Raw genomic sequence first — 22255 nt, forward strand, 5'->3', positions numbered from 1 at the left:
TGTGATTTCAGCAGGCGTGCCACTCCCTGCGCCACGTGATGGCAGATTGATTCTGATCAAGGCGCCTCTGTCGTAGGTACGGCAGGCTGCGCGCATGGAACCCGATATCGCTGCCGCGCATGCCCGTTGGAACTTCGATCAAGCGTTGTTGCAACGCTACGACCGCCCAGGCCCGCGCTACACCTCCTATCCCACTGCGCCGCACTTCCAGCCCGGGTTTGGTGCCACGGAGTTGCAGGCGGCGTTCTTGCGCGCGCAGGAGCAGCGCCCTGGGCGCGCCTTATCGCTGTACGTGCATGTGCCGTTTTGCAGCAGTCCCTGTTTCTACTGCGGCTGCAATCGGATCATCACGCGCGACGCGAGCAAGGGGCAGGCCTATGTCGCGCGGCTGCTCCGCGAGGCGACCAGCGTCGCCGAGCATCTGGAGCGCGGTCGAACGGTCGTGCAACTGCATCTCGGTGGCGGGACGCCCAATTTTCTCTCGCCTGCGCTGCTTGGCGACTTGCTCGATGGCCTGCGTCGCATCTTTCGTTTCAGTATCGATCCCGGTCGCGACATCTCGATCGAACTGGATCCTCGGGCTGTTCAACCTGACGACATTGCCACGTTGGCGCAAATCGGATTCACCCGGGTCAGCTTAGGTATCCAGGATCTCGATCCGGACGTGCAGGCAGCGATCAATCGCCGTCAGGGCGAGCAGGAGACATTGGAACTCATCGCTGCATGTCGGCAAGCAGGTATCGCCTCGGTGAACGTGGATCTGGTCTACGGTTTGCCGCGGCAGACGCAGGCGGGCTTCGCGCGCACGCTGGACCGCGTATTGGCGGCGCGACCAGACCGGCTGGCGATCTATGGGTATGCACACCTGCCGCACGTGTTCAAGGCGCAGCGGCAGATCGATGTGCAGGAGTTGCCTTTCGCGCAGGACAGGCTCGCGCTGCTCGGGCTCGCCGTACATACGTTGTCGGCGGCGGGCTACCAGTACATCGGCATGGATCACTTCGCGCTTCCCAGCGAAGACCTGGCGATCGCGCAACGGCGCGGCGATCTGCAGCGCAATTTCATGGGCTACACCACGCATGCCGATACCGATCTGATCGGCTTGGGCGTGAGTGCGATTAGCCATGTTGGCGATAGCTACAGCCAGAATCCACGCGAACTGGCTGCGTGGGAAGCAGCGGTCGATCGCGGTGCGTTGCCCGTGTGCCGCGGGATGCAACTGAGTGCAGACGACCTGCTGCGTGCGGAGGTCATCCAGGCCTTACTGTGCTGCGGACATGTGGATCTGGCTGCCGTGGCGCAACGCCATCAGTGCGATGCGCGGCAATGCTTCGATGACGCGTTGGCTGCGCTGGAGGTGCTTGCCGCCGATGGCCTGGTGGAGGTGCGCGGCCTGTGCGTTGATGTCACCGCAACAGGGTGGCCGCTGGTCCGCCTGGCTGCCATGTGCTTTGACCGCTATCTGCAACCTGTGGAGCAGGCCGTGCGCTACTCGAAAGCGATCTGATGGAGCGTGCGATAGGTGTGCCCGGGGCGGGGGTCGAACCCGCATAGCCTTGCGGCTGAGGGATTTTAAGTCCCTTGCGTCTACCAATTTCGCCACCCGGGCAGACCGATAGCGTGCCTGATTGCGGGGCGATTGTGAATCTCCATCGCGTGCAGAGCGGCTGACCGGGCGGTTGCCGGCTGCGCTATGCTGCCGCCGCACTGGCGCGCGGTGCCGTGCCGCGCATGATCGAAGGAACCGCATGTCCCGCACCCCGCCGTTCGACCCGCTTCAGGCGCGCATCGCCGTCATCGGCCTGGGCTACGTCGGCCTGCCGCTGGCCGTCGCGTTCGGTGAGCAGCGCGACACGCTGGGCTTCGATATCGATGCGCAGCGCGTGGCGCAGTTGCAGCAGGGCCACGATGCCACGCTGGAACTGGACGATGCGGAACTCGCCGCTGCAGGGCAGTTGCGCTACACCGCCGACGCTGCAGAACTTGCGGGCTGCACGATCTTCATCGTGACCGTGCCGACGCCGATCGACAGCTTCGAGCAACCGGATCTGGAGCCATTGCGTAGCGCCACTGCCTTGATCGCTGCTGCACTCAAGCCCGGCGATCTGGTGATCTACGAATCCACGGTTTATCCGGGAACCACTGAAGAAGTGTGCGTGCCCTTGCTCGAAGCAGGCTCCGGGCTGCGCTTCAACCACGATTTCTTCTGTGGCTACAGCCCCGAGCGCGTCAATCCCGGCGATCGCCAGCGGCGTCTGCGCGACATCCGCAAGATCACCTCCGGCTCCACACCCGACGCTGCCGACGCGGTGGATGCGCTCTACGCCAGCATCATCACGGCCGGCACGTGGCGCGCCGGATCGATCCGCGTGGCCGAAGCGGCCAAGGTGGTTGAGAACATCCAGCGCGACGTCAACATTGCGCTGGTCAACGAGCTGGCGCTGATCTTCGACAAGCTCGGCATCGACACGCTCGATGTGCTCGAAGCCGCCGGCACCAAGTGGAATTTCCTGCCATTCCGGCCCGGTCTGGTCGGCGGGCATTGCATCGGTGTGGACCCGTATTACCTGCTGCACAAATCCGAGAGCGTGGGTTACCACCCGGATCTGATCCACACCGCGCGGCAGGTGAACAATCGCGTTGGCCGTCACGTGGCAGAGCGCGTCTGCAGCTTGCTCGCGGCGCAAGGGATTGCGCCACCGCAGGCGCGGGTGCTGGTGCTCGGCGCCACCTTCAAGGAGAACTGCCCGGATCTGCGCAACAGTCGTGCCCTGGAACTGGTGCAGCTGCTGCAGGCCGCCGGCGCGCAGGTCGATACCTGCGACCCGTGGGCCGATCCCGAAGACGCGCTGCGCCACGGCGGTGTGCAGCTGTGCGAGATGCCGGAAGAGGGCGCCTACGATGCCGTGGTTTTGGCGGTGGCGCACGCGCAGTACCGCGACTACGATGCGCAGCGCATCGCCGCACTCGGCAAGCCGGGCGCGGTGTTCTATGACGTCAAATCGGTGTGGCCGCGCGCGTCGGTCAACGCTCGGCTGTAGCGCCGCGTTGCAGCCACTGCACCGCGCCCTGCGCCGCGCGCAGGCCGCTGGCAAAGCACGCTGTCAGCAGATAACCGCCGGTCGGGGCTTCCCAGTCGAGCATTTCGCCGGCGCAGAACACCCCCGGTTGCGCACGCGCCATCAGCTGCGCATCCAGTGCCTCCAGACGTACGCCGCCGGCCGTGCTGATCGCTTCCGCCAACGGCCGTGGCCGCAGCAAACGCAGCGGTAGCTGTTTGAGCGTCTGGGCGACGCGCGTGAGGTCATCGCCGGCCTGCCTGCCCAAGTGTTCGAACAGCAGCGCGGTCTTGACGCCATCGATGCCGGTCTGGCGGCGGAGGTGCTCGCTAAAACTGCGCCCGTTGCGCGGCTTTTGCAGATCCGCCTGCAGCCGCTCCAGCGTGCGGCCGGGTACCAGGTCGAGCCAGAGCGTCGCCGTGCCGTGTGTCTGGATCTGCGTGCGCAGGTCCGCCGACAGCGCATAGATCAGGCTGCCTTCGATCCCCGTTGCGGTGATCACGCATTCGCCCTGCAGCGCCTGTGTCGCACCATCGCGCCCTTGCCACTGCGCAACCACCGCCTTCAGTGGCGCACCGGCGTGGCGCTGCACGAAATGCGGCGTCCATGCGATATCGAAGCCGCAATTGGCCGGCTGCAGTGGCGCCACCGCGATGTCGCGCTGCTCCAGGAGGGGTGTCCATTGCCCATCCGATCCCAGCTGCGGCCAGCTGCCACCACCCAGCGCCAGGATCACCGCATCGGCCGCGAATGCCTGCTCGCCGGTTGGTGTGGCGAAGCGCAGCGCACCACCGTCATCCCAGCCAAGCCAACGATGCTGCACATGGAAACTCACACCCTGTTCTTTGAGTCGTCGCACCCAGCCGCGCAGCAGTGGAGCGGCCTTGCGGTCCATCGGAAATACGCGGCCAGAACTTCCAACGTAGGTCTCCACGTCCAGGTTGCGCGCCCACGCACGCAGTGCCTCGGCGTCGAACGCCTGCAGCCAGTGCCCAACCTCGGTGCTGCGTTCGCGATAGCGCTGTGCGAAGACAGGCGGCGGATCGGAGTGGGTCAGGTTCAAGCCGCCCTTGCCGGCGATCAGGAACTTGCGCCCGACCGACCCCTTCGCTTCATAAAGATCCACTGCAAGCCCGGCGGCGCGCGCGACCTCGGCCGCCATCAGGCCGGCCGGGCCGCCACCAATCACCGCGAGCCGCGGTGTGTTTCCATCAGTCATGAGGTGCGTGCTCAGCGCGGCTGCACGCCAAGCAGTTCGACGTCGAACACCAGCGAGGCGCCCGGCGGAATGACCCCACCGGCACCTTTGTCGCCGTAACCGAATTCCGGCGGGATCATCAAGGTCCGCTTGCCGCCGACGCGCATGCCGGCCACACCCTCATCCCAGCCGCGGATGACCTGGCGGCCACCCAGCACGAACTGGAACGGCTCGGCGCGATCCAGCGAGCTGTCAAACTTTTTGCCGTGTTTGTCGGCCGCCTTCTCGTCGTATAGCCAGCCGGTGTAGTGCACGGTGACCAACGCATTGGGCGTGGCTTCGGCGCCAGTGCCGACGGTGCGATCGATCCTCTCGAACGCGGCGATGGTGCCACCGGACGGGGGCAGGGCAGGGGCGCAGCTCGCCAGCGACAGGGCGGCGCAAAGCGTCAAAAAGAGGCGCATGGCGTGATCCACAGGAGTGAGGCGCGCATTATCGCACCTGGCTCCCGCTATCATCGCGTCATGGCGAAACTGCTGCTCAACCTACGCAATGTCCCCGACGACGAAGCCGACGACGTGCGGGCACTGATGCGCGACAACCTGGTGCAGACCTACGAAACGCGCCCCAGCAATTGGGGCATTTCCGCGGGCGGCATCTGGCTTAGCGAGGATGCCGACTATCCACGTGCCAAGGCACTGATGGATGCGTACCAGGCCCGGCGCGGCGCCGATGCGCGTGCGCAGCGGCAGCAGGCGCTGGCGTCGGGGACCGCGGAAACCTTTGGCGCGTTGTTGCGTCGACGGCCATTGTTCGTGCTGGCCACCCTGGTCGGCATGTTGGTGATCGCCTCGCTGGTGTTGCTGCCGTTCCTGCTGTTGCGCGGATAACCCGCCGCAGCGGATCGGGCTTAAAATAGCGCCATGATCACCAATACCGCTGCCTATCAGTTCGCCCCGATCCACGACCCGCAACAACTGGCGGACAGCGTGCTGGAGCGCGCCCAGCAGCGTGCGCTGAAGGGTTCGGTACTGGTGGCCGAAGAAGGCATCAACCTGTTTCTGGCCGGCGATGCCGAGCAGATCGCAGGCTTCTATGCCTGGCTGCATGCAGATGCGCGCTTTGCACAGATGCGCGTGAAATACAGCCATAGCGCCGAGCAACCGTTCGCGCGGCTCAAGGTCAAGGTCAAGCCGGAAATCATCAGCTTCCGCCGCGATGATGCCTCGCCGCTGCAAGGCCGCGCGCCGTCGGTCGCGCCTGCAGTGCTACGGAAATGGATGCAGCAGGGGCACGACGATCACGGCCGCCCGCTGGTGCTGCTGGATACCCGCAATGCCCAGGAAGTGGCGTATGGCACGTTCCAGGGCGCACTCACGTTGCCGATCGACAAGTTCACCGAACTGCCCGAGGCATTGCAGCCGCACCGTGCAGCGCTCGCCGATGCCACGGTGGTGAGCTTCTGCACCGGCGGCATCCGCTGCGAAAAGGCTGCGCTGTGGATGCATGCCGAAGGCATGGACAACGTGCTGCAGCTGGAAGGCGGCATCCTGGGTTACTTCGAGGATGTCGGTGGTGAGGGCTACGACGGGCGGTGTTTCGTGTTCGATGAGCGCGTGGCCCTTGATGCCGAACTCCGTCCGTTAGTTGATGGCGCAGCGTGCGCAGACGCAGGGAAAATCTGACCGGGCACGACTGTATTGCCCGATGTCTGCAACGCGTGCGTCGCGGCACGATGCTGGTCACGTGGAGTGCGGCGCAGCACGCGTTGAGCGCGGGTTCGCCGGGATCTGGCGCAGTACACGCGTCTAACTTCCACGTAATACGTCGCATCGAGCTTGCCCTGAATTATTCACGGAGCTAGGCTGCACCAGCCAGCCGCACAGCGAGGACTACACGGATGACAATCAGAGTTTTTCTGATCGACGATCATGCACTCGTGCGTACCGGCATGAAGATGATCCTGTCCAAGGAAGTGGACATCGAAGTGGTGGGCGAAGCAGAGAGTGGGGAAGCGGCGCTGCCGCAGATTCGCCAGCTCAAACCGGGCATCGTGTTATGCGATCTGCACCTGCCGGGAGTCAGCGGGCTGGAGATCACCGAGCGCATCGTCAAAGGCGACTACGGCACGCGGGTCATCATCGTGTCGGTGCTGGAAGATGGCCCGCTGCCCAAGCGGTTGCTCGAAGCCGGCGCGTCCGGCTATGTCGGCAAGGGCGGCGACGCGCACGAGTTGCTGCGCGCCGTGCGTGAAGTGGCGCTGGGCCGTCGTTATCTCGGCAACACCATCGCGCAGAACCTTGCGCTGTCCAACCTGGAAGGTGGCGGTTCGCCCTTCGATGCGCTGTCGCCACGTGAGCTTGAGGTCGCGCTGCTGCTGACGCAGGGTCTACGTCAGGAAGACATCGCCAAGCGCCTGAATCTCAGCGCCAAGACCATCAACACCCACAAGGCGCGCCTGTTCGAAAAGGTCGGCATCCAGGACAACATCGCCCTGGCGCGCCTGGCCAATCAGTACGGCCTGACCGATCCCGCACGCACGCTGTGAACGCATGCCGCCGCTGAGGCGATGTGGTGTCGTCGGCGGTGTCTGGCCGATCAATCGAGAGGCAGTTCGTGGCGCGTCACTTAGGTGGTCGCGTTGCGTTGGAACATGCGTGTCCATAGTCGGTCATTGAATAGATGGGCTGGCGTGTTCCTGTGCTGGTGCGAGTGGTAGAGCGGTGGTTGTGCTCTGCGCTTAGCGTCCTGTAGCGCTGTCGTCCTTTGGGCTATCAGCGTCTGAGATCGGGAGACGCGCAGGGCTGTAAATCCGCGGAGCGACTGCTCACCGATGTGGTGACGATGCAGGTACTCGCCGATCTGATCAAAGCGCTGAACTTCTGTTTGTTCGATGTGGCAACGGCGACGTTGTGTCTCTACACGCTCAAGGCGCGGTCTGATCGAAGCGGTAGTGGGCAGTAACTGTCGACGTTTGAAGTTCGCGTACCAGGCAGCTGCAGACTCCATGCAGTTCGCGACTGTCAGTTGATGACACAAAAAAGGCGGCCCGAAGGCCGCTTTCTCGTCGCCACCATCCGGGTTGCCCAGGACAGCGTCAGTCACGCGTAACGATCAGTGATCGCTACGCGGCTTGTTGGCATCGTTGGCATCGTCTTTCGACGCTGCGGCCTCGGTGTCGTCCTTGTCGTCCGCTGCACCAGCAGCGTCAACAGACGGTGCTGCCGGCTTGGACGCCTCCGACACGACCACCGTCGGCTGCCGTGCCTCTGCAGGTTGCTGCGCAGCCACAGGCGCCGCAGCAGCGGCCGGCGTGGAGTGCTCAGCTACCTTGGCTGCCGGAGCAGTCTCGACCTGAGCCTGCGGAGCTGCCGCTTGCGGCGATTGCGGAGCCAACGCATCGAGCAGGGTGGTCTGCACAGGCGCGTAGGGCTTGCGCGCCGGCGCCGCTGGCGCGGTATCGGTTGCCGGCTGTGCAACCGCGGCAGTCGAGGTCACTGCGATATCCACATCCTTGCCGGCAGTGCTGGACGGTTCGGCATGCGGTGCGGTGACCGTGACCACGGCAGCTTCGGCCGGCGCAACAGGCGCCGGCGTGACCTGCGCTGCAGGCGACGGCTCAACCGACGCTGTCGCGGCAGGCTGCGCCGATGCTGCAGGCTGCACCGGGGAGACGGCTGCAGTCGCTTCAGGACGAACGCTTTGCACCACTGCCGGAGCCGGGGACGCGGCTTCCGGAGCAACGCGCGGGGCATCCTGCACCGGAGCGCGTTGCTGCTCCTGTGCCGGCGCAGACTCGGTCGATGCGGAAGCGGCATGCGGTGCTGCAGCGGGTTCCTGCGATGCTGCCTGCGAGGATCCCGCCTGCGACGAGACGGCGGTTTCGGGCGAGGCAACCGGTGCCGACTGCGCGGTGATCACCGGCTGCTGCGGGGTAGTCGGTGCGCTGTCGACCGACGGTGCAGCTGCCGCTGTCGTATCAGCTGGCGGCCGCGTTTCGGCTCGCTCCTTCGGCACCGGACGTGGCGTCACCGGCGTCTGCTGCTCCGGGCTGCGCTCAACCGTTGCCTGGGCCCGAGCGGGCGGGTTGCCGGCATCGTCATCGAAGTCGAACTCGGGCTGCCCGGCGCGTGGCGCGGACGACGTCGGTGCTGGCGTACCGGCATCGTCGTTGTCGCTGTCCAGATCACCGTCGGCATCACCGTCCAGATCATCGGACTCAAGACCATCCACTCCGGTCCCACCTTCACCCGTGGCGCCTGCACCACGACGACGGCGGCGACCACCGCGACGGCCGCGACGGCGACGGCTTCCGCCCTCGCCATTGGCGCCGTCATCGCCTGCCGGTGCGTCCTGGGCATTGCCCTCGGCGGCGGCATCGGCAGTTGCCTCGGAGGCGGCGGGCGTCACCGTCACGTCGACCGGATGTGCGGCGTCGGTCTCGTGCGTTGGCACTGTCCTGGACACCGGCGCGGCGGTATCGGCAATGGCCGCTGCCACGCTTGCGGTGGTGGCGGTCGCTGCAGTCGCGGTCACGGCCTGTGCCACTGCTGCATCGTCCTGGCGTGCGGGACGCTGCTGCTTTTCAGCCGACGCACCATCCTGCTGGCGCGGAGGACGCGGCTGCTGGTTTTGCTGCTGCTTTGGCTGCTTCGGTTGCTGACCCTGCTGCGGCTGCTTGGGCGCCTGCGGCTCGTTGCGCGCTGGCTTGGCCACTTGCACTTGCTGCTGCGGCTGGCTGCCAGCTTGCGGCGCGGTCGGCTGGCGACGTTCGTCGCGGCGCTCCTTGTTGGCGCCGTTGCCATTGCCATTGCCGCGGTGCTGACCGCCATTGCCATTGCGTGCATCGCGACCATCGCGGCGTTGTCCGCCACGCTCGCCGCGATCATTGCGGTTGCCACGCGCGGCGTCGTTCTGACGCGGGCGCTGCTGCTGCGACGCTTCCGGCGTTGCGGCCGGGGCATCGACACCGCCGAAGATGCGTTTCAGCCAGCCCACCACTCCGGTGACCGGCGCGGGGAGCGGCAGTGCCACCACCGGCGCCGGGGCGGGGGCCGCGGCGACCGGGGCAGGAGCCTCTTCACGCACCGGAGCCGGTTGGCTCGGCTTGATCGAAGTCACCGCCGGCGCGACCGGGATATTCAACTGCGCCTTGGTCAGCGCATGCACCGGCAACTTGCGCGGCGTGCCGCGCTGATAGCTTGGCTTGCCGCTGTCTTCGCCCAGCTCGTTCTCGCGCAGGCGCGTGACTTCGTAGTGCGGGGTATGCAGCTGCTCGTCGGCCACGATGATGATCGGCGACTCATGGCGCTGCTCGATCTCGCGCAATGCGCTGCGCTTTTCGTTGAGCAGGTAATTGGCGATCTCCACCGGAGCCTGGACCAGCACCTGCCCGGTGTTCTCCTTCATGGCGTGCTCTTCGGCCACGCGGATGATCGACAGCGACAGCGATTCCACGCTGCGCATACGGCCATGGCCGTCGCAACGGGGGCACACGATCTGGCTGGACTCGCCCAGGCTCGGACGCAGACGCTGGCGGCTCATCTCCATCAGGCCGAAGCGCGAGATCCGGCCCAGCTGCACGCGCGCACGATCGTACTTGAGCGCGTTCTGCAGCTTGTTTTCCACTTCGCGCTGGTGCTTTGTGGATGCCATGTCGATGAAGTCGATGACCACCAGACCGCCGAGGTCACGCAGGCGCAACTGGCGCGCCACTTCTTCGGCCGCTTCCAGATTGGTCTGGAATGCGGTTTCCTCGATGTCGCTGCCCTTGGTGGCGCGCGAGGAGTTGACGTCGACGGCGGTCAGCGCTTCGGTCTGATCGACCACGATCGAGCCGCCCGACGGCAGCCGCACATTGCGCTCGTAGGCGCCTTCGATCTGCGACTCGATCTGGAAGCGGTTGAACAGCGGGATATCGTCGGTGTAGTGCTTGAGCTTGCGCAGGCTCTGCGGCATGACCTGCTGCATGAACTCCTGAGCGTCGGCATACAGCTCCGGCGTATCGACCAGGATTTCGCCGATGTCGGCGCGCAGGTAATCGCGCAGGGCGCGGATGATCAGGCGCGATTCCTGATAGATCAGGAAGGCCGCCGGCTTGCTCAGCGCGGCCTCGGCAATCGCCTTCCAGGTCTGCAGCAGGTAATCCAGATCCCACTGCAGCTCTTCGGCATCGCGGCCAACGCCGGCGGTGCGGATGATCACGCCCATGTCGTCTGGGATGTCGAGCTTGTCCAGCGCGTCCTTCAGTGCGGCACGGTCTTCGCCTTCGATCCGACGCGAGACGCCACCGGCACTCGGCGAATTCGGCATCAGCACCATATAGCGGCCGGCCAGCGAGATGAACGTGGTCAGGGCAGCGCCCTTGTTGCCGCGCTCTTCCTTGTCGACCTGGACCACCACTTCCTGGCCCTCACGCAACAGCTCACGGATGGTCGACTTGTTGTGGTCGACACCGGCCTGGAAGTAATCGCGGGAGATTTCCTTCAGCGGCAGGAAGCCATGGCGCTCGGCGCCATAGTCCACGAACGCCGCTTCCAGCGAGGGCTCGAGCCGCGTGATGCGACCCTTGTAGATATTGGACTTCTTCTGTTCCTTGGACGGCTGTTCGATGTCGATGTCGTACAGGGTCTGGCCGTCCACAATCGCCACGCGCAGCTCTTCGGCCTGCGTTGCGTTGATCAGCATTCGCTTCATTGTTGCGTTCCTCGCGCGCTCTACCGCGCGGAACGCCGTGACGTTTCGCCTCTGGAACGGGTCGCCGGCCTTTCGCGCAACGCGCGGACAGGCCTGGCTAGGGTTTCCAGCGCTGCAACACCACGGCAGGCCGCGGGAGCGCTTCTCTTAAGTTTTTTATAGGTGTTTCAGGGCCGGCAGCTGCGTCCGGACAACCGGGACAGCGCACGGGACATGTTCAGCGCAACGGCCAAAAAACCGCTGGCGATGGCCGGGTAGGCCGGTGAGCCGCTAACATGGCCGCCCCGGGGGCGGTGGTCGCGCACTGTGCCGGAATCATCGGAAGTCAGGCTTCTGGCCAATCAACTTTCAACGAAATCAAACCCTTATCTCGCTCGCCGAGTGTAACAGAATAAAGAGCCGGATGACCGACCCCCAGCCCCCCAAGCCTCCCGCCGACCGTGTGGGCGTGCGCATTCTCAAAGTTCCGGAAGACCGCACTGGGCAGCGGCTGGACAATTTCCTGCTGGGACAATTGAAGGGCGCGCCACGCAGCCTGATCTACAAGCTGGTGCGTAGCGGGCAGGTGCGCGTGAACGGCGGGCGGGCCAAGGCCGAGCGCAAGCTGGAGGGTGGGGAAGAAGTGCGCATCCCGCCGGTGCGTCTTACCGAGGAGGGCGACAAGGCTGCGCCGCCGTCGGCGTTCCAGGCGCGGCTGGAAGCGGCCATCGTGTTCGAAGATGCGCGGCTGCTGGCGCTCAACAAGCCTACCGGCGTGGCCAGTCATGGCGGCAGCGGGATCAGCTTCGGGGCGATCGAGACCCTGCGCGCCTTGCGTCCGAATCAGACGCTGGAGCTGGTGCATCGTCTGGATCGCGATACATCGGGCCTATTGATCGTGGCCAAAAAGCGCTCGGCGCTGACCGAGCTGCAGGCCTTGATGCGCGAAGACGACAGGGTGGACGGGCGCAGCATCACCAAGCGCTACCTCACGCTGCTGGTAGGGCGGATGCCCGACGGGGTGATGAGTGTGGATGCGCCGCTGCACATCGGCCTGCGCCAGGGCGGCGAGCGGCATGTGCAGGTCAATGCAATCGGCAAGCCGTCGCTGAGCCACTTCCGGTTGCTGGAGCGTCGCGGCGGGCATTCCTACTGCGAGGTACGCATCGAGACCGGGCGCACCCACCAGATCCGCGTGCATGCACAGCACCTAGGCCATGCGGTTGCCGGCGACGACAAATACGGCGACCCCGAGGTGAACAAGCGCCTGCGCGACCAGGTCGGCCTGCGCCGCCTATTCCTGCATGCCGCCTCGCTGGAGTTCGCGCTGGACAACGGCAAGACGCCGTATGTACTCAACGCACCGTTGGCGCCGGAGTTGGCTGAGGCGCTGGATCGGCTGGGTTGAGTCGCGGCTTCGCATGAGGCGATGGGTTCCTCGCTGGCGCGGGAAAGTACGTACGCGTCGTGCTTGATGCGCGGCGCGTGCAGCCTTTGCGGGCTCAACGTCAGATCTATCGATGCCCCGGGCATGGCAAACGGGACGGGATGAAATGCTTGAGGTCCATGCCTCCGCTGTCACCGGGGAACGGCTAGCGGGTCTAGCCCGCTAGCTGCCTCCGGAGCCTTTTCGTGGGTCTTGGCTAGAGCACGCCTCGCGTGAGTTCGCGTGTGCACGTCAGGCGCGCCGATTTGGCGCGATGTATCGGGCATCGCTGCATCCCTGTAACAGCAGACCAGGCAGCTGTGGGGCAGGGCAGCACTCATCAGCAGTGGCAATTGGCTGCAGGCTCAAGGCGCCGCATAACGGAACAACACCAGGCTGATCGCCAGCGTGCCCATGCCCGACACCAGGCCGTAGACCGTCTCGTGTCCTTGTGCGTAGCGCTTGGCGGCAGGCAGCAACTCGTCCAGGGCGAGGAACACCATGACCCCGGCGATCACCCCGAACACCGCGCCGAACACGGCCTCGGACAGCACGCTGGACAGGAGCAGGTAGCCGATGCCCGCGCCGATCGGCTCGGCCAGGCCGCTCAACAGGCTCGCCCCGAATGCATAGAACTTGTTGCGCGTGGCGAAATACACCGGCACGGCGATCGCAATGCCTTCGGGAATGTTGTGGATGGCGATGGCGAACGCCAGCGGCATGCCCACCGCCGGGCTTTCCAGCGTTGCGAAGAACGTGGCCAGGCCTTCGGGAAAGTTGTGCGCGGTGATGGCGACTGCCGTCAGCAGGCCCACGCGCCGGATGTAGGCGCGGTTGTCGTCGCGAAATTGCGGGTCGTCGGTGGACAGGCTTTGGTGCGGATTGGGCACCAGACGGTCGATCACCATGATCAGCAGCATTCCGCCCAGGAAGGTCAGCGTGCCGTAGGTGAAGCCGAGCTTGTCGTTGTAGGCGTTGGAGAACGAGGCGATCGACTTGTTGAGGATCTCCGACAGCGACACGAACACCATGGCGCCGCCGGCAAACGCCAGCCCGAAGGCCAGCAGGCGCGGGTTGGGCTTCTTGGCGAAGACGACCATGAGACTGCCCAGGCCGGTCGCCAGGCCGGCAGCCAAAGTGACCGCAAGCGCAGTCCAGACATTGTGCGATGACACTTCAAGCATTGACGCAACGACCTCGTCGAAAAGAATGGCGATCCGGCGGAGTGCGTGGCGAGTTCAGCTGCGCGTGTCTGCGCTCGGCCATCCGCTGCTGCAGGATGGCCATGGCGCGATGATGGATGCGTGGTGGTCAGCCGCCGCGGCGGGCGCGCTCTTCGATGGCGAAGCATTCGTCAGGCTTGGGGACCGGCGGCTTGAAGTCCACCGGCACCTGGATGGTCTGCGGCACCGGCTGTCCATTGCGGGTGGCGGCCTTGAACTTCCATTCGCGCACGCGCGTCTGCGCCGCCTCATCCAGCACCGGCTGGCCGCTGCTCTGGGCGACAGTCACATCGGTGGGGGAGCCTTGCGGGCCAACCACCACACGCAGCACCGTCTTGCCACCGATTCCCGCACAGGCCAGCTGCGGCGAGTATTCGGGCGGAGGCGTCTTCAGGGCGGCCAGCTCGGTGGGAGCCACGCCGGGCGTGGCGGCCTCCTGCGATGGCTTGCCGCAGCCGACGAGGGCGCCGGTGACGCACAGGCCGGCAAGCAGGGCGCGATACTGGTTCATGCGGTGATTCCTTGATCGAAGAGCTGCGCTGCCTTGGCCGCGCAGATGAAGTCGTTCTCGCTCAGCCCGCCCACGTCATGGGTGGAATAGCGCACCACCACGCGGTCGTAATGCACGCCCAGATCCGGATGGTGGTCTTCGCGGTGAGCGATCCAGGCCAGCGCATTGACGAAGGCGAGGGTGCGGTAATAGTCGGCGAAGCGAAATGTGCGTGTGATGGCCATGCCGGCTTCGGCCAGCTCCCAGCCGGGGACCTGGGGCAACAGCTCGGCCAGGCGGGCTTCGCCCAGCTTGTGGTCGCTGCCCGTGCGGGGCAGGCAATGGGCCTGTTCCAGGGGGATGAGATCGGTCATGACAGGCGGCCTCGCGAAGTGGCGAACAGAAGCACCCACCAGGATCACGGTGTTCCATGAGCGGGGGCGCATTGAGCGGTAGAATAACCCGCATGATCCAGATATCCGACAAAGCCCAGACCTATTTCCGCAAGCTCATCGAGCGCGAGGGTGTGCCCGGCATGGGCGTGCGCCTGAGCGCGGTGGACGCGGGCACCCCGCGTGCGGACGCCAAACTCGAGTTCGCCGAGCCGGCCGACTTGTCCGGCGACGAATGGGCCATCGATTGCGATGGCTTCACCTTGTATGTGGTGGCCGCTAGCGTGCCGTGGATGGATGGCGCCGAGATCGACTACGTCACCCAGTCCACCGGCAACCAGCAACTCACCATCAAGGCGCCCAAGATCAAGGGCGAGGCACCGGCCGAGTCGGCGTCGATGGTGGAGCGCGTGCGCTGGGTGGTAGAGAACGAGATCAACCCGCAGCTGGCCTCGCATGGCGGGCGCGTCGCGGTCCAGGAAGTCTCGGCCGAGGGAGTGGTGTTACTGCGCTTCGGCGGCGGCTGCCACGGCTGCGGCATGGCCGATGTCACCCTGAAGCAGGGCATCGAGAAGACCTTGATGGGGCGCGTGCCCGGCGTGATTGCCGTGCGCGACGCGACCGATCACGCCACCGGCGACGCGCCTTACATTCCGCGCGACAGCGCGGCCTGATTCCGCACCACCGGTGACAACCGCTGCCGATCTCCTGCAGGCGCTGTTGGCGCGCATGCCGGGCAAGCTCATTCTGGATCGGCGGACCGGGTTGCCCTATGGCTGGGGCATCTGGATGCGGGGGCGGCTGGGTACGCCAGCACGGTTTGATGACGACCAACTGACGGACGCGCTGTTGGCGCGTCCTGCGCCGCGACCTCGCGACGGTATGGCGGGAAGACTGAGTCCGTTCCAGGCATTCCGCAGCCTGTGGTGGCAACACTGGGACCCGCGTCCACGCGACGAGCGCCCGCTGCACTGGGGGGCGGTACTCGGCAGTGCGCTGATCCACCTTGGATTTGTCGCCTTGTTGCTGTGGGTAGTCAGCGTGCGCTGGGCCCCGGACGACACCAAACAGGGCGACGAGGCCCGGGTGCGCCTGACCTATGTAGGAGAGGGCGCCGCAGAGCAGGGCGGTGGCGAAGGCAAGCCGGTGGCGGACGCTGCGCCAGCCACAGCTGCATCTGGCGCTCAGCAAGCGGCGGCATCTGCGGTAGCCGCGTCGTCAGCAGCAGCGTCGCCGGCAAGCGCCGCATCCACAGTGGCCGAGCCGGTGGAGCCGGCAGCCGACGTGCCGGACGTCGCGCCCGAACCTGTTGTGGCCGCTGCGGCGGAACCCAGTACGCCCGATATCCCGCAGGTCCGTGTGCAGGTACCGCAGGTCACGCTGGAATCGCCGCTGCAAGTGACTGAAACACCGGTGCCGACCACGGATTTCGTCGTCCCGCCGCCGCCCACCATCACTGTGGCGCCACGCCCGATCGAGCCGGCTGCACCACAGGTACGTCAGCGCGAGATCCAGACGGTGACCGAGCGGCCACAGGTGCGCGAACTGCAGCGACCGACTACGGCCATTGCCGTGCGCGCTGCCGCGGCGCCCACCGTGCGCGAGCGCGAGATCGTCGTGCCCGAGCAGGCTAGGGTCACCGCGCCCACCGTGCGTGCACGTGAGGTAGTTCCCACGGTTCGCATGCCCGAGCTGGCGGTGCGTGCTGCGGAGCTGCCGAACGTGCCGGACCCGGCGCCACAGCCGACGCCGGCGCAGACACCCCCGGCGCAACCGGCAGTCGTGCAGACGCCTTCGGCCGCGACGGCACCCATATCGCCTGCGGCGCCGACACCTTCCAGCGCGCCGTCATCCGCTAATCAGACCAACCAACAGACGGCTGCGCAATCTGCGAAACCGGCGTCAGCGGCCGCCGCATCCAGCAAGCCGGCGGCCACCGGCGGTGCCGGCCCGAAACCAGTTGATCGCAGTGGCGGATGGGATGTGGCTGCCAACGCGGACGACTGGAGCAAATCGACCCGCGACCGTCCCGGGCAAGCAACCGGTGCCGATGGCAAACGCGACGGCATGTTCAACAACGACGGCAGCGTGCGGGTTGCCGCCGGTGGCGAGGCCGGCAATGGCGCTGGCGATCGCGGCCCGCCTGGCAGCGACACCGACACCTGGACGCGTGACCAGATTGCGCAAGGCGGCACCTGGCTTAAGCGGCCGCCGTACGGTTACACGCCGACGTCGCTGGACAAGTATTGGATGCCGAACCAGACGCTGTTGCAGGAATGGGTGCGGCGCGGATTGAAGAAGATCGAAATTCCCATTCCCGGCACCACGACCAAGATCAGCTGCGTGGTGTCGTTGCTGCAATTCGGCGGCGGCTGCGGCCTGAGCGACCCGAATCTCAACGATCAGCCAGCCACCGCAAGGCCGCCACCGGATGTGCCGTTCAAGCGGGAGTTGCAGGAAGACAATGGGGCTGTGAGATAGCAGGGCTGCAAAGAATGGCTGGGGTTGGTGGCCGGTGCTGCAGAACTGCTGGCAGCTCCAGAGTTAGATAAATTGATCAGTAAATCCGCATTAGCTCATCGAGCCGTCGTCGAACAAGGAGGGATCGCATGACAAGCGGAGGCCGTGAATTGGTGAAGTGGCTCGCGCTGCTGTTTATGACAGGCGACCACACCTTGAAGATTCTGCACCTGGGCTATGTGCCGGTCATTGCAGAACTGGGCCGCGTGGCATTTCCATTGTTCGCACTGGTGTTTGCCTACAATTTGGCGCAGCCGGGTGCTGATGTCGCCAAGTTGATCAAGCGTTTGTTCCTGTGGGGACTCATTGCGACACCGATTGCGGCGATCGCATTCAATCGGGCACTGCCGCTCAATATTCTCTTGTCCTTCGCATTGGCAGCTGTCTGTATTCGTGCGATCGAAGAACGAAAATGGGTTGTGTTGGCTTTCTGCCTGTTGCCGGCACCTTACCTGGTTGACTATCGGTGGAACGGTCTGGCGGTTGTACTCGGTGCTTGGCTGTTCTGGCGCAATCCCGCGGGCTGGCGATGGCCCAGGGCAGCGTCGGTTGTCGTGCTCTTGGTGATCCCGCTAGTGTTCTTGTGCTCGGTGAACCGGACGTTGTGGCCGCTGCTTGCGCTGCCGATTGCAGGTTTGGCTTACCTGTCATGGGCCATCCCGCGGACGGGTAGAGCGTTCTACATGTATTACTGCGGCCATCTGATGGCTTTGACTGGGTTGTCGTACGCAATGGTTTGAACTGATGCTCCTGCAGGCGTTGTTCTGACATAATATACAGAGCGCACGCGCTCGCTCTCCGCGATCCGCATTATACAAATCTGCGCATCGTTCCATTATCAGCAACACTCAGTTCCGAGACGCCAGAGTCTTCGGTGGATTCACCAGAGAGGAGGCGGCGCGCTTTCTCAACGTCAGTGTCCGCACCATTGGTCATTGGGAAACGGGTCGGGTTCGGCCCACCTATGCTGCATTCAAGCTGTTGCGGATATATCGGCATGGCGACCTAATCCATCCGGCCTGGTCCGATTGCTCGATCAATCACCGGGGCGCATTGGTCACCCCTGAGGGTCATGAAATAAAGCCGGCTGACTTGGCCTGGCTATCTCTGTTATTCCGTCGAGCTGAGGCGATGGGGCCGCTTCTTCGTGAGCGTGACCATTTGCGTCGACGGTTGGATGACATCGAGCAGGCCTCGGCCGGCGAAGCCGGCCGGGGCCTTGGGCTTGTCTATTATAAAACAACGCATACGCGCCCCCCCCAAACCCTTATGCAGCAAGGCATTGAGGTGTCATTCCGCATGTCTTGCGATGGGGCCATAATGGGGCCACAATGGCCCCATGAACGACGTCATTCACAAGCTAAATCTGAGGCTCCCAATGCACGTAGTGGAGGAGGCCAAGTCACAGGCTGCGGCCCTCGGCGTCTCCCTCAACGCCTACATCCTCTTCGCCATTTCGGAACAGGTGAAACGGGCCCGTCAGGATCTAGTAGTCGTTCCTGCGCCGGCCAGCAAACCAAAGCCAAAGCCTCGGCCGCCCACCCGGCCGTCAGCGATGCCTGCCTGGGACGATCCGGTGGTGACCACTGTCAGGCGCCCCACGGCCAAGGTTGGCCGCAATACGGATTGCCCCTGTGGAAGTGGTCGCAAGGCCAAGCATTGCCACCCGGAGTGGACCTAACCGGGGGTGCTCGGTGAAGCGTCAATCGAACCTTGAATATCTGCGCTGGGCGTTGGCTCGGTCCCGTCAGATGCGTGCTGTTATCGAGCAAATGAGGACAGAACGGCCGACCAGCATTGAGGAAAAGCTGGCGTTCTCATCAATGATCGAGAGCGCTGACACGTTCATTGCGTACTACGCGCGCGAGATTGATATCAGGACTCGGCGCATTGGTCATCGGCATCGTGTGCGGGGTGCCGCCGCGGCGCGCAGAAAGGCTGACAAGCCGTGCGCGCCCGGTGGTGACGTTGGGGATGCTCCGTGACGCGTCAACATGCGATACAGGGGTGCAGGGGCCTTGCCCCTGCGGGGTCGCGGCATGGATGCCGCGCTGTTGTGTTAGCGGCTGGAGCCGCGCAAGAGTGCGGGTCAGGGCCGGGCGGCAACCCGACTGCTGACCCGTTTTGGCATGCCCAGCTGGGCAATTCTTGCCGGTGGCAGCAACCGCCGGCAACACTCAGGGCCGCGATGGAGGCGGCACGCGTATGAAGCCACAGAACCGAGTCGGACATAATATACAGAGCCCACGCGCTCGCTCTTCGCGATCCGCATTATACAAATCTGCGCATCGTTCCATTATCAGCAACACTCAGTTCCGAGACGCCAGAGTCTTCGGTGGATTCACCAGAGAGGAGGCGGCGCGCTTTCTCAACGTCAGTGTCCGCACCATTGGTCATTGGGAGACGGGTCGGGTTCGGCCCACCTATGCTGCATTCAAGCTGTTGCGGATATATCGGCATGGCGACCTAATCCATCCGGCCTGGTCCGATTGCTCGATCAATCACCGGGGCGCATTGGTCACCCCTGAGGGTCATGAAATAAAGCCGGCTGACTTGGCCTGGCTATCTCTGTTATTCCGTCGAGCTGAGGCGATGGGGCCGCTTCTTCGTGAGCGTGACCATTTGCGTCGACGGTTGGATGACATCGAGCAGGCCTCGGCCGGCGAAGCCGGCCGGGGCCTTGGGCTTGTCTATTATAAAACAACGCATACGCGCCCCCCCCAAACCCTTATGCAGCAAGGCATTGAGGTGTCATTCCGCATGTCTTGCGATGGGGCCATAATGGGGCCACAATGGCCCCATGAACGACGTCATTCACAAGCTAAATCTGAGGCTCCCAATGCACGTAGTGGAGGAGGCCAAGTCACAGGCTGCGGCCCTCGGCGTCTCCCTCAACGCCTACATCCTCTTCGCCATTTCGGAACAGGTGAAACGGGCCCGTCAGGATCTAGTAGTCGTTCCTGCGCCGGCCAGCAAACCAAAGCCAAAGCCTCGGCCGCCCACCCGGCCGTCAGCGATGCCTGCCTGGGACGATCCGGTGGTGACCACTGTCAGGCGCCCCACGGCCAAGGTTGGCCGCAATACGGATTGCCCCTGTGGAAGTGGTCGCAAGGCCAAGCATTGCCACCCGGAGTGGACCTAACCGGGGGTGCTCGGTGAAGCGTCAATCGAACCTTGAATATCTGCGCTGGGCGTTGGCTCGGTCCCGTCAGATGCGTGCTGTTATCGAGCAAATGAGGACAGAACGGCCGACCAGCATTGAGGAAAAGCTGGCGTTCTCATCAATGATCGAGAGCGCTGACACGTTCATTGCGTACTACGCGCGCGAGATTGATATCAGGACTCGGCGCATTGGTCATCGGCATCGTGTGCGGGGTGCCGCCGCGGCGCGCAGAAAGGCTGACAAGCCGTGCGCGCCCGGTGGTGACGTTGGGGATGCTCCGTGACGCGTCAACATGCGATACAGGGGTGCAGGGGCCTTGCCCCTGCGGGGTCGCGGCATGGATGCCGCGCTGTTGTGTTAGCGGCTGGAGCCGCGCAAGAGTGCGGGTCAGGGCCGGGCGGCAACCCGACTGCTGACCCGTTTTGGCATGCCCAGCTGGGCAATTCTTGCCGGTGGCAGCAACCGCCGGCAACACTCAGGGCCGCGATGGAGGCGGCACGCGTATGAAGCCACAGAACCGAGTCGGACATAATATACAGAGCCCACGCGCTCGCTCTTCGCGATCCGCATTATACAAATCTGCGCATCGTTCCATTATCAGCAACACTCAGTTCCGAGACGCCAGAATCTTCGGTGGGTTCACCAGAGAGGAGGCGGCGCGCTTTCTCAACGTCAGTGTCCGCACCATTGGTCATTGGGAGACGGGTCGGGTTCGGCCCACCTATGCTGCATTCAAGCTGTTGCGGATATATCGGCATGGCGACCTAATCCATCCGGCCTGGTCCGATTGCTCGATCAATCACCGGGGCGCATTGGTCACCCCTGAGGGTCATGAAATAAAGCCGGCCGACTTGGCCTGGCTATCTCTGTTATTCCGTCGAGCTGAGGCGATGGGGCCGCTTCTTCGTGAGCGTGACCATTTGCGTCGACGGTTGGATGACATCGAGCAGGCCTCGGCCGGCGAAGCCGGCCGGGGCCTTGGGCTTGTCTATTATAAAACAAAGGCCTCGCCCGCCCCTCAAACCCTTATGCAGCAAGGCATTGAGGTCTCATTCCGCATGTCTTGCGATGGGGCCATAATGGGGCCACAATGGCCCCATGAACGACGTCATTCACAAGCTAAATCTGAGGCTCCCAATGCACGTAGTGGAGGAGGCCAAGTCACAGGCTGCGGCCCTCGGCGTCTCCCTCAACGCCTACATCCTGTTCGCCATTTCGGAACAGGTGAAACGGGCCCGTCAGGATCTAGTGGTCGTTCCTGCGCCGGCCAGCAAACCAAAGCCAAAGCCTCGGCCGCCCACCCGGCCGTCAGCGATGCCTGCCTGGGACGATCCGGTGGTGACCACTGTCAGGCGCCCCACGGCCAAGGTTGGCCGCAATACGGATTGCCCCTGTGGAAGTGGTCGCAAGGCCAAGCATTGCCACCCGGAGTGGACCTAACCGGGGGTGCTCGGTGAAGCGTCAATCGAACCTTGAATATCTGCGCTGGGCGTTGGCCCGGTCCCGTCAGATGCGTGCTGTTATCGAGCAAATGAGGACAGAACGGCCGACCAGCCTTGAGGAAAAGCTGGCGTTCTCATCAATGATCGAGAGCGCTGAGACGTTCATTGCGTACTACGCGCGCGAGATTGATATCAGGACTCGGCGCATTGGTCATCGGCATCGTGTGCGGGGTGCCGCCGCGGCGCGCAGAAAGGCTGACAAGCCGTGCGCGCCCGGTGGTGACGTTGGGGATGCTCCGTGACGCGTCAACATGCGATACAGGGGTGCAGGGGCCTTGCCCCTGCGGGGTCGCGGCATGGATGCCGCGCTGTTGTGTTAGCGGCTGGAGCCGCGCAAGAGTGCGGGTCAGGGCCGGGCGGCAACCCGACTGCTGACCCGTTTTGGCATGCCCAGCTGGGCAATTCTTGCCGGTGGCAGCAACCGCCGGCAACACTCAGGGCCGCGATGGAGGCGGCACGCGTATGAAGCCACAGAACCGAGTCGCACATAATATACATTATGCGAACTGAAGGGCGCTATCAGTGATGTGGGTATGCCGCTGGTGAGCTCGATGCTTCACCTGACTCCGGCGCGGATCCGGGCGCGCTCCGAGCGCTGGGGATCAAG

General features: G+C 64.5%; 21 protein-coding genes, 1 tRNA gene and 3 pseudogenes. 18 read left to right on the forward strand and 7 right to left on the reverse strand.

Annotated features, from left to right (window positions below; all coding sequences use genetic code 11):
- Nucleotides 1-94: 94 nt before the first annotated feature.
- A complete protein-coding gene (gene hemN, locus ACCQ01_RS12310; RefSeq protein WP_228432737.1) occupies nt 95-1507 on the forward strand; it encodes an oxygen-independent coproporphyrinogen III oxidase in 1413 nt (470 codons plus the stop codon).
- Nucleotides 1508-1525: 18 nt separating this feature from the next.
- Here the strand turns inward: hemN and ACCQ01_RS12315 are convergent.
- Nucleotides 1526-1609, reverse strand: a tRNA-Leu gene (locus ACCQ01_RS12315).
- A 139-nt stretch (nt 1610-1748) separates the two neighbouring features.
- Between ACCQ01_RS12315 and ACCQ01_RS12320 the strand changes: the two genes are divergently transcribed.
- A complete protein-coding gene (locus tag ACCQ01_RS12320) occupies nt 1749-3041 on the forward strand; it encodes a nucleotide sugar dehydrogenase (RefSeq protein WP_228432738.1) in 1293 nt (430 codons plus the stop codon).
- Here ACCQ01_RS12320 and ACCQ01_RS12325 read toward each other — a convergent pair.
- Nucleotides 3025-4278: a TIGR03862 family flavoprotein gene (locus ACCQ01_RS12325; protein ID WP_228432739.1), complete on the reverse strand. Its 1254-nt coding sequence runs from the start codon at nt 4276-4278 to the stop codon at nt 3025-3027. The two genes, ACCQ01_RS12320 and ACCQ01_RS12325, sit on opposite strands and share 17 nt — an antisense overlap.
- An 11-nt stretch (nt 4279-4289) precedes the next feature.
- Nucleotides 4290-4721, reverse strand: coding sequence for an FKBP-type peptidyl-prolyl cis-trans isomerase (locus ACCQ01_RS12330; protein WP_042595959.1), 432 nt, complete (start codon nt 4719-4721; stop codon nt 4290-4292).
- Nucleotides 4722-4781: 60 nt separating this feature from the next.
- Between ACCQ01_RS12330 and ACCQ01_RS12335 the strand changes: the two genes are divergently transcribed.
- The 3 genes from ACCQ01_RS12335 to ACCQ01_RS12345 all read left to right on the forward strand — a co-directional run bounded on the left by ACCQ01_RS12335 (nt 4782) and on the right by ACCQ01_RS12345 (nt 6805).
- Nucleotides 4782-5147, forward strand: a complete 366-nt coding sequence (locus tag ACCQ01_RS12335; RefSeq protein ID WP_012438461.1) for a DUF6164 family protein — start codon at nt 4782-4784, stop codon at nt 5145-5147.
- 33 nt (nt 5148-5180) lie between these two features.
- Complete coding sequence (locus ACCQ01_RS12340; protein ID WP_115556127.1) at nt 5181-5942, forward strand: sulfurtransferase; 762 nt, start codon at nt 5181-5183, stop codon at nt 5940-5942.
- Nucleotides 5943-6157: 215 nt separating this feature from the next.
- Nucleotides 6158-6805, forward strand: coding sequence for a response regulator (locus tag ACCQ01_RS12345; protein ID WP_011037241.1), 648 nt, complete (start codon nt 6158-6160; stop codon nt 6803-6805).
- Between the two features lie 566 nt (nt 6806-7371).
- Here the strand turns inward: ACCQ01_RS12345 and rne are convergent.
- On the reverse strand, nt 7372-10953 hold the full coding sequence (gene rne, locus ACCQ01_RS12350) for a ribonuclease E (RefSeq protein WP_228432740.1): 3582 nt from the start codon (nt 10951-10953) through the stop codon (nt 7372-7374).
- A 403-nt stretch (nt 10954-11356) separates the two neighbouring features.
- On the opposite strand from rne, the gene ACCQ01_RS12355 reads away from it, so the two are divergent.
- Nucleotides 11357-12340 carry an RluA family pseudouridine synthase gene (locus ACCQ01_RS12355; RefSeq protein ID WP_011037239.1) on the forward strand — a complete coding sequence of 328 codons (984 nt, stop codon included), beginning with the start codon at nt 11357-11359 and terminating at the stop codon, nt 12338-12340.
- A 383-nt stretch (nt 12341-12723) separates the two neighbouring features.
- Here ACCQ01_RS12355 and zupT read toward each other — a convergent pair whose 3' ends face one another.
- The 3 genes from zupT to ACCQ01_RS12370 form a co-directional block, all read right to left on the reverse strand.
- Nucleotides 12724-13542, reverse strand: coding sequence for a zinc transporter ZupT (gene zupT / locus ACCQ01_RS12360; RefSeq protein WP_011037238.1), 819 nt, complete (start codon nt 13540-13542; stop codon nt 12724-12726).
- 127 nt (nt 13543-13669) lie between these two features.
- Nucleotides 13670-14092 (reverse strand): energy transducer TonB, encoded by a 423-nt coding sequence (locus tag ACCQ01_RS12365; protein ID WP_228424697.1) that lies wholly within the window; start codon nt 14090-14092, stop codon nt 13670-13672.
- The gene (locus ACCQ01_RS12370; RefSeq protein WP_228432741.1) at nt 14089-14445 is read right to left on the reverse strand and encodes a 4a-hydroxytetrahydrobiopterin dehydratase; all 357 of its coding nucleotides are present in this window, start codon (nt 14443-14445) and stop codon (nt 14089-14091) included. The genes ACCQ01_RS12365 and ACCQ01_RS12370 overlap by 4 nt, the downstream gene beginning before the upstream one ends.
- Before the next feature lie 92 nt (nt 14446-14537).
- On the opposite strand from ACCQ01_RS12370, the gene ACCQ01_RS12375 reads away from it, so the two are divergent.
- From ACCQ01_RS12375 to ACCQ01_RS12430, 12 genes and pseudogenes are all read left to right on the forward strand, one after another.
- Nucleotides 14538-15137: an NfuA family Fe-S biogenesis protein gene (locus tag ACCQ01_RS12375; protein ID WP_014507816.1), complete on the forward strand. Its 600-nt coding sequence runs from the start codon at nt 14538-14540 to the stop codon at nt 15135-15137.
- 13 nt (nt 15138-15150) lie between these two features.
- Entirely contained in the window at nt 15151-16944 is a 1794-nt protein-coding gene (locus ACCQ01_RS12380) for a transmembrane repetitive protein (protein ID WP_228432742.1), read from the forward strand.
- Between the two features lie 128 nt (nt 16945-17072).
- Nucleotides 17073-17723, forward strand: a complete 651-nt coding sequence (locus tag ACCQ01_RS12385; protein ID WP_228432743.1) for a TraX family protein — start codon at nt 17073-17075, stop codon at nt 17721-17723.
- 97 nt (nt 17724-17820) lie between these two features.
- Nucleotides 17821-18060: pseudogene (locus ACCQ01_RS12390) on the forward strand (helix-turn-helix domain-containing protein); the annotation flags it as partial.
- A 262-nt stretch (nt 18061-18322) separates the two neighbouring features.
- Entirely contained in the window at nt 18323-18664 is a 342-nt protein-coding gene (locus ACCQ01_RS12395; protein ID WP_372358795.1) for an SEC-C metal-binding domain-containing protein, read from the forward strand.
- A 13-nt stretch (nt 18665-18677) separates the two neighbouring features.
- Complete coding sequence (locus tag ACCQ01_RS12400) at nt 18678-18968, forward strand: hypothetical protein (protein WP_228434183.1); 291 nt, start codon at nt 18678-18680, stop codon at nt 18966-18968.
- 220 nt (nt 18969-19188) lie between these two features.
- A pseudogene (locus ACCQ01_RS12405) lies at nt 19189-19521 on the forward strand (helix-turn-helix domain-containing protein); the annotation flags it as partial.
- Between the two features lie 262 nt (nt 19522-19783).
- Nucleotides 19784-20125 carry an SEC-C metal-binding domain-containing protein gene (locus ACCQ01_RS12410; protein WP_372358795.1) on the forward strand — a complete coding sequence of 114 codons (342 nt, stop codon included), beginning with the start codon at nt 19784-19786 and terminating at the stop codon, nt 20123-20125.
- 13 nt (nt 20126-20138) lie between these two features.
- Nucleotides 20139-20429, forward strand: a complete 291-nt coding sequence (locus tag ACCQ01_RS12415) for a hypothetical protein (protein ID WP_228434183.1) — start codon at nt 20139-20141, stop codon at nt 20427-20429.
- A 220-nt stretch (nt 20430-20649) separates the two neighbouring features.
- Nucleotides 20650-20982, forward strand: a pseudogene (locus ACCQ01_RS12420) (helix-turn-helix domain-containing protein); the annotation flags it as partial.
- A 262-nt stretch (nt 20983-21244) separates the two neighbouring features.
- Entirely contained in the window at nt 21245-21586 is a 342-nt protein-coding gene (locus ACCQ01_RS12425) for an SEC-C metal-binding domain-containing protein (protein ID WP_372358795.1), read from the forward strand.
- A 13-nt stretch (nt 21587-21599) separates the two neighbouring features.
- A complete protein-coding gene (locus ACCQ01_RS12430) occupies nt 21600-21890 on the forward strand; it encodes a hypothetical protein (RefSeq protein ID WP_372358796.1) in 291 nt (96 codons plus the stop codon).
- The last annotated feature ends 365 nt before the right edge of the window (nt 21891-22255 follow it).

This window comes from Xanthomonas sp. NCPPB 4037 (assembly GCF_041475695.2).
Taxonomy (GTDB): domain Bacteria; phylum Pseudomonadota; class Gammaproteobacteria; order Xanthomonadales; family Xanthomonadaceae; genus Xanthomonas; species Xanthomonas campestris.

Bases quoted from the DNA above. Each gene is read 5' to 3' on its own strand.
- hemN (WP_228432737.1), top strand. From the start codon at position 95: ATGGAACCCGATATCGCTGCCGCGCATGCCCGTTGGAACTTCGATCAA.
- ACCQ01_RS12320 (WP_228432738.1), top strand. From the start codon at position 1,749: ATGTCCCGCACCCCGCCGTTCGACCCGCTTCAGGCGCGCATCGCCGTC.
- ACCQ01_RS12325 (WP_228432739.1), bottom strand. From the start codon at position 4,278: ATGACTGATGGAAACACACCGCGGCTCGCGGTGATTGGTGGCGGCCCG.
- ACCQ01_RS12330 (WP_042595959.1), bottom strand. From the start codon at position 4,721: ATGCGCCTCTTTTTGACGCTTTGCGCCGCCCTGTCGCTGGCGAGCTGC.
- ACCQ01_RS12335 (WP_012438461.1), top strand. From the start codon at position 4,782: ATGGCGAAACTGCTGCTCAACCTACGCAATGTCCCCGACGACGAAGCC.
- ACCQ01_RS12340 (WP_115556127.1), top strand. From the start codon at position 5,181: ATGATCACCAATACCGCTGCCTATCAGTTCGCCCCGATCCACGACCCG.
- ACCQ01_RS12345 (WP_011037241.1), top strand. From the start codon at position 6,158: ATGACAATCAGAGTTTTTCTGATCGACGATCATGCACTCGTGCGTACC.
- rne (WP_228432740.1), bottom strand. From the start codon at position 10,953: ATGAAGCGAATGCTGATCAACGCAACGCAGGCCGAAGAGCTGCGCGTG.
- ACCQ01_RS12355 (WP_011037239.1), top strand. From the start codon at position 11,357: ATGACCGACCCCCAGCCCCCCAAGCCTCCCGCCGACCGTGTGGGCGTG.
- zupT (WP_011037238.1), bottom strand. From the start codon at position 13,542: ATGCTTGAAGTGTCATCGCACAATGTCTGGACTGCGCTTGCGGTCACT.
- ACCQ01_RS12365 (WP_228424697.1), bottom strand. From the start codon at position 14,092: ATGAACCAGTATCGCGCCCTGCTTGCCGGCCTGTGCGTCACCGGCGCC.
- ACCQ01_RS12370 (WP_228432741.1), bottom strand. From the start codon at position 14,445: ATGACCGATCTCATCCCCCTGGAACAGGCCCATTGCCTGCCCCGCACG.
- ACCQ01_RS12375 (WP_014507816.1), top strand. From the start codon at position 14,538: ATGATCCAGATATCCGACAAAGCCCAGACCTATTTCCGCAAGCTCATC.
- ACCQ01_RS12385 (WP_228432743.1), top strand. From the start codon at position 17,073: ATGACAAGCGGAGGCCGTGAATTGGTGAAGTGGCTCGCGCTGCTGTTT.
- ACCQ01_RS12395 (WP_372358795.1), top strand. From the start codon at position 18,323: ATGAACGACGTCATTCACAAGCTAAATCTGAGGCTCCCAATGCACGTA.
- ACCQ01_RS12410 (WP_372358795.1), top strand. From the start codon at position 19,784: ATGAACGACGTCATTCACAAGCTAAATCTGAGGCTCCCAATGCACGTA.
- ACCQ01_RS12425 (WP_372358795.1), top strand. From the start codon at position 21,245: ATGAACGACGTCATTCACAAGCTAAATCTGAGGCTCCCAATGCACGTA.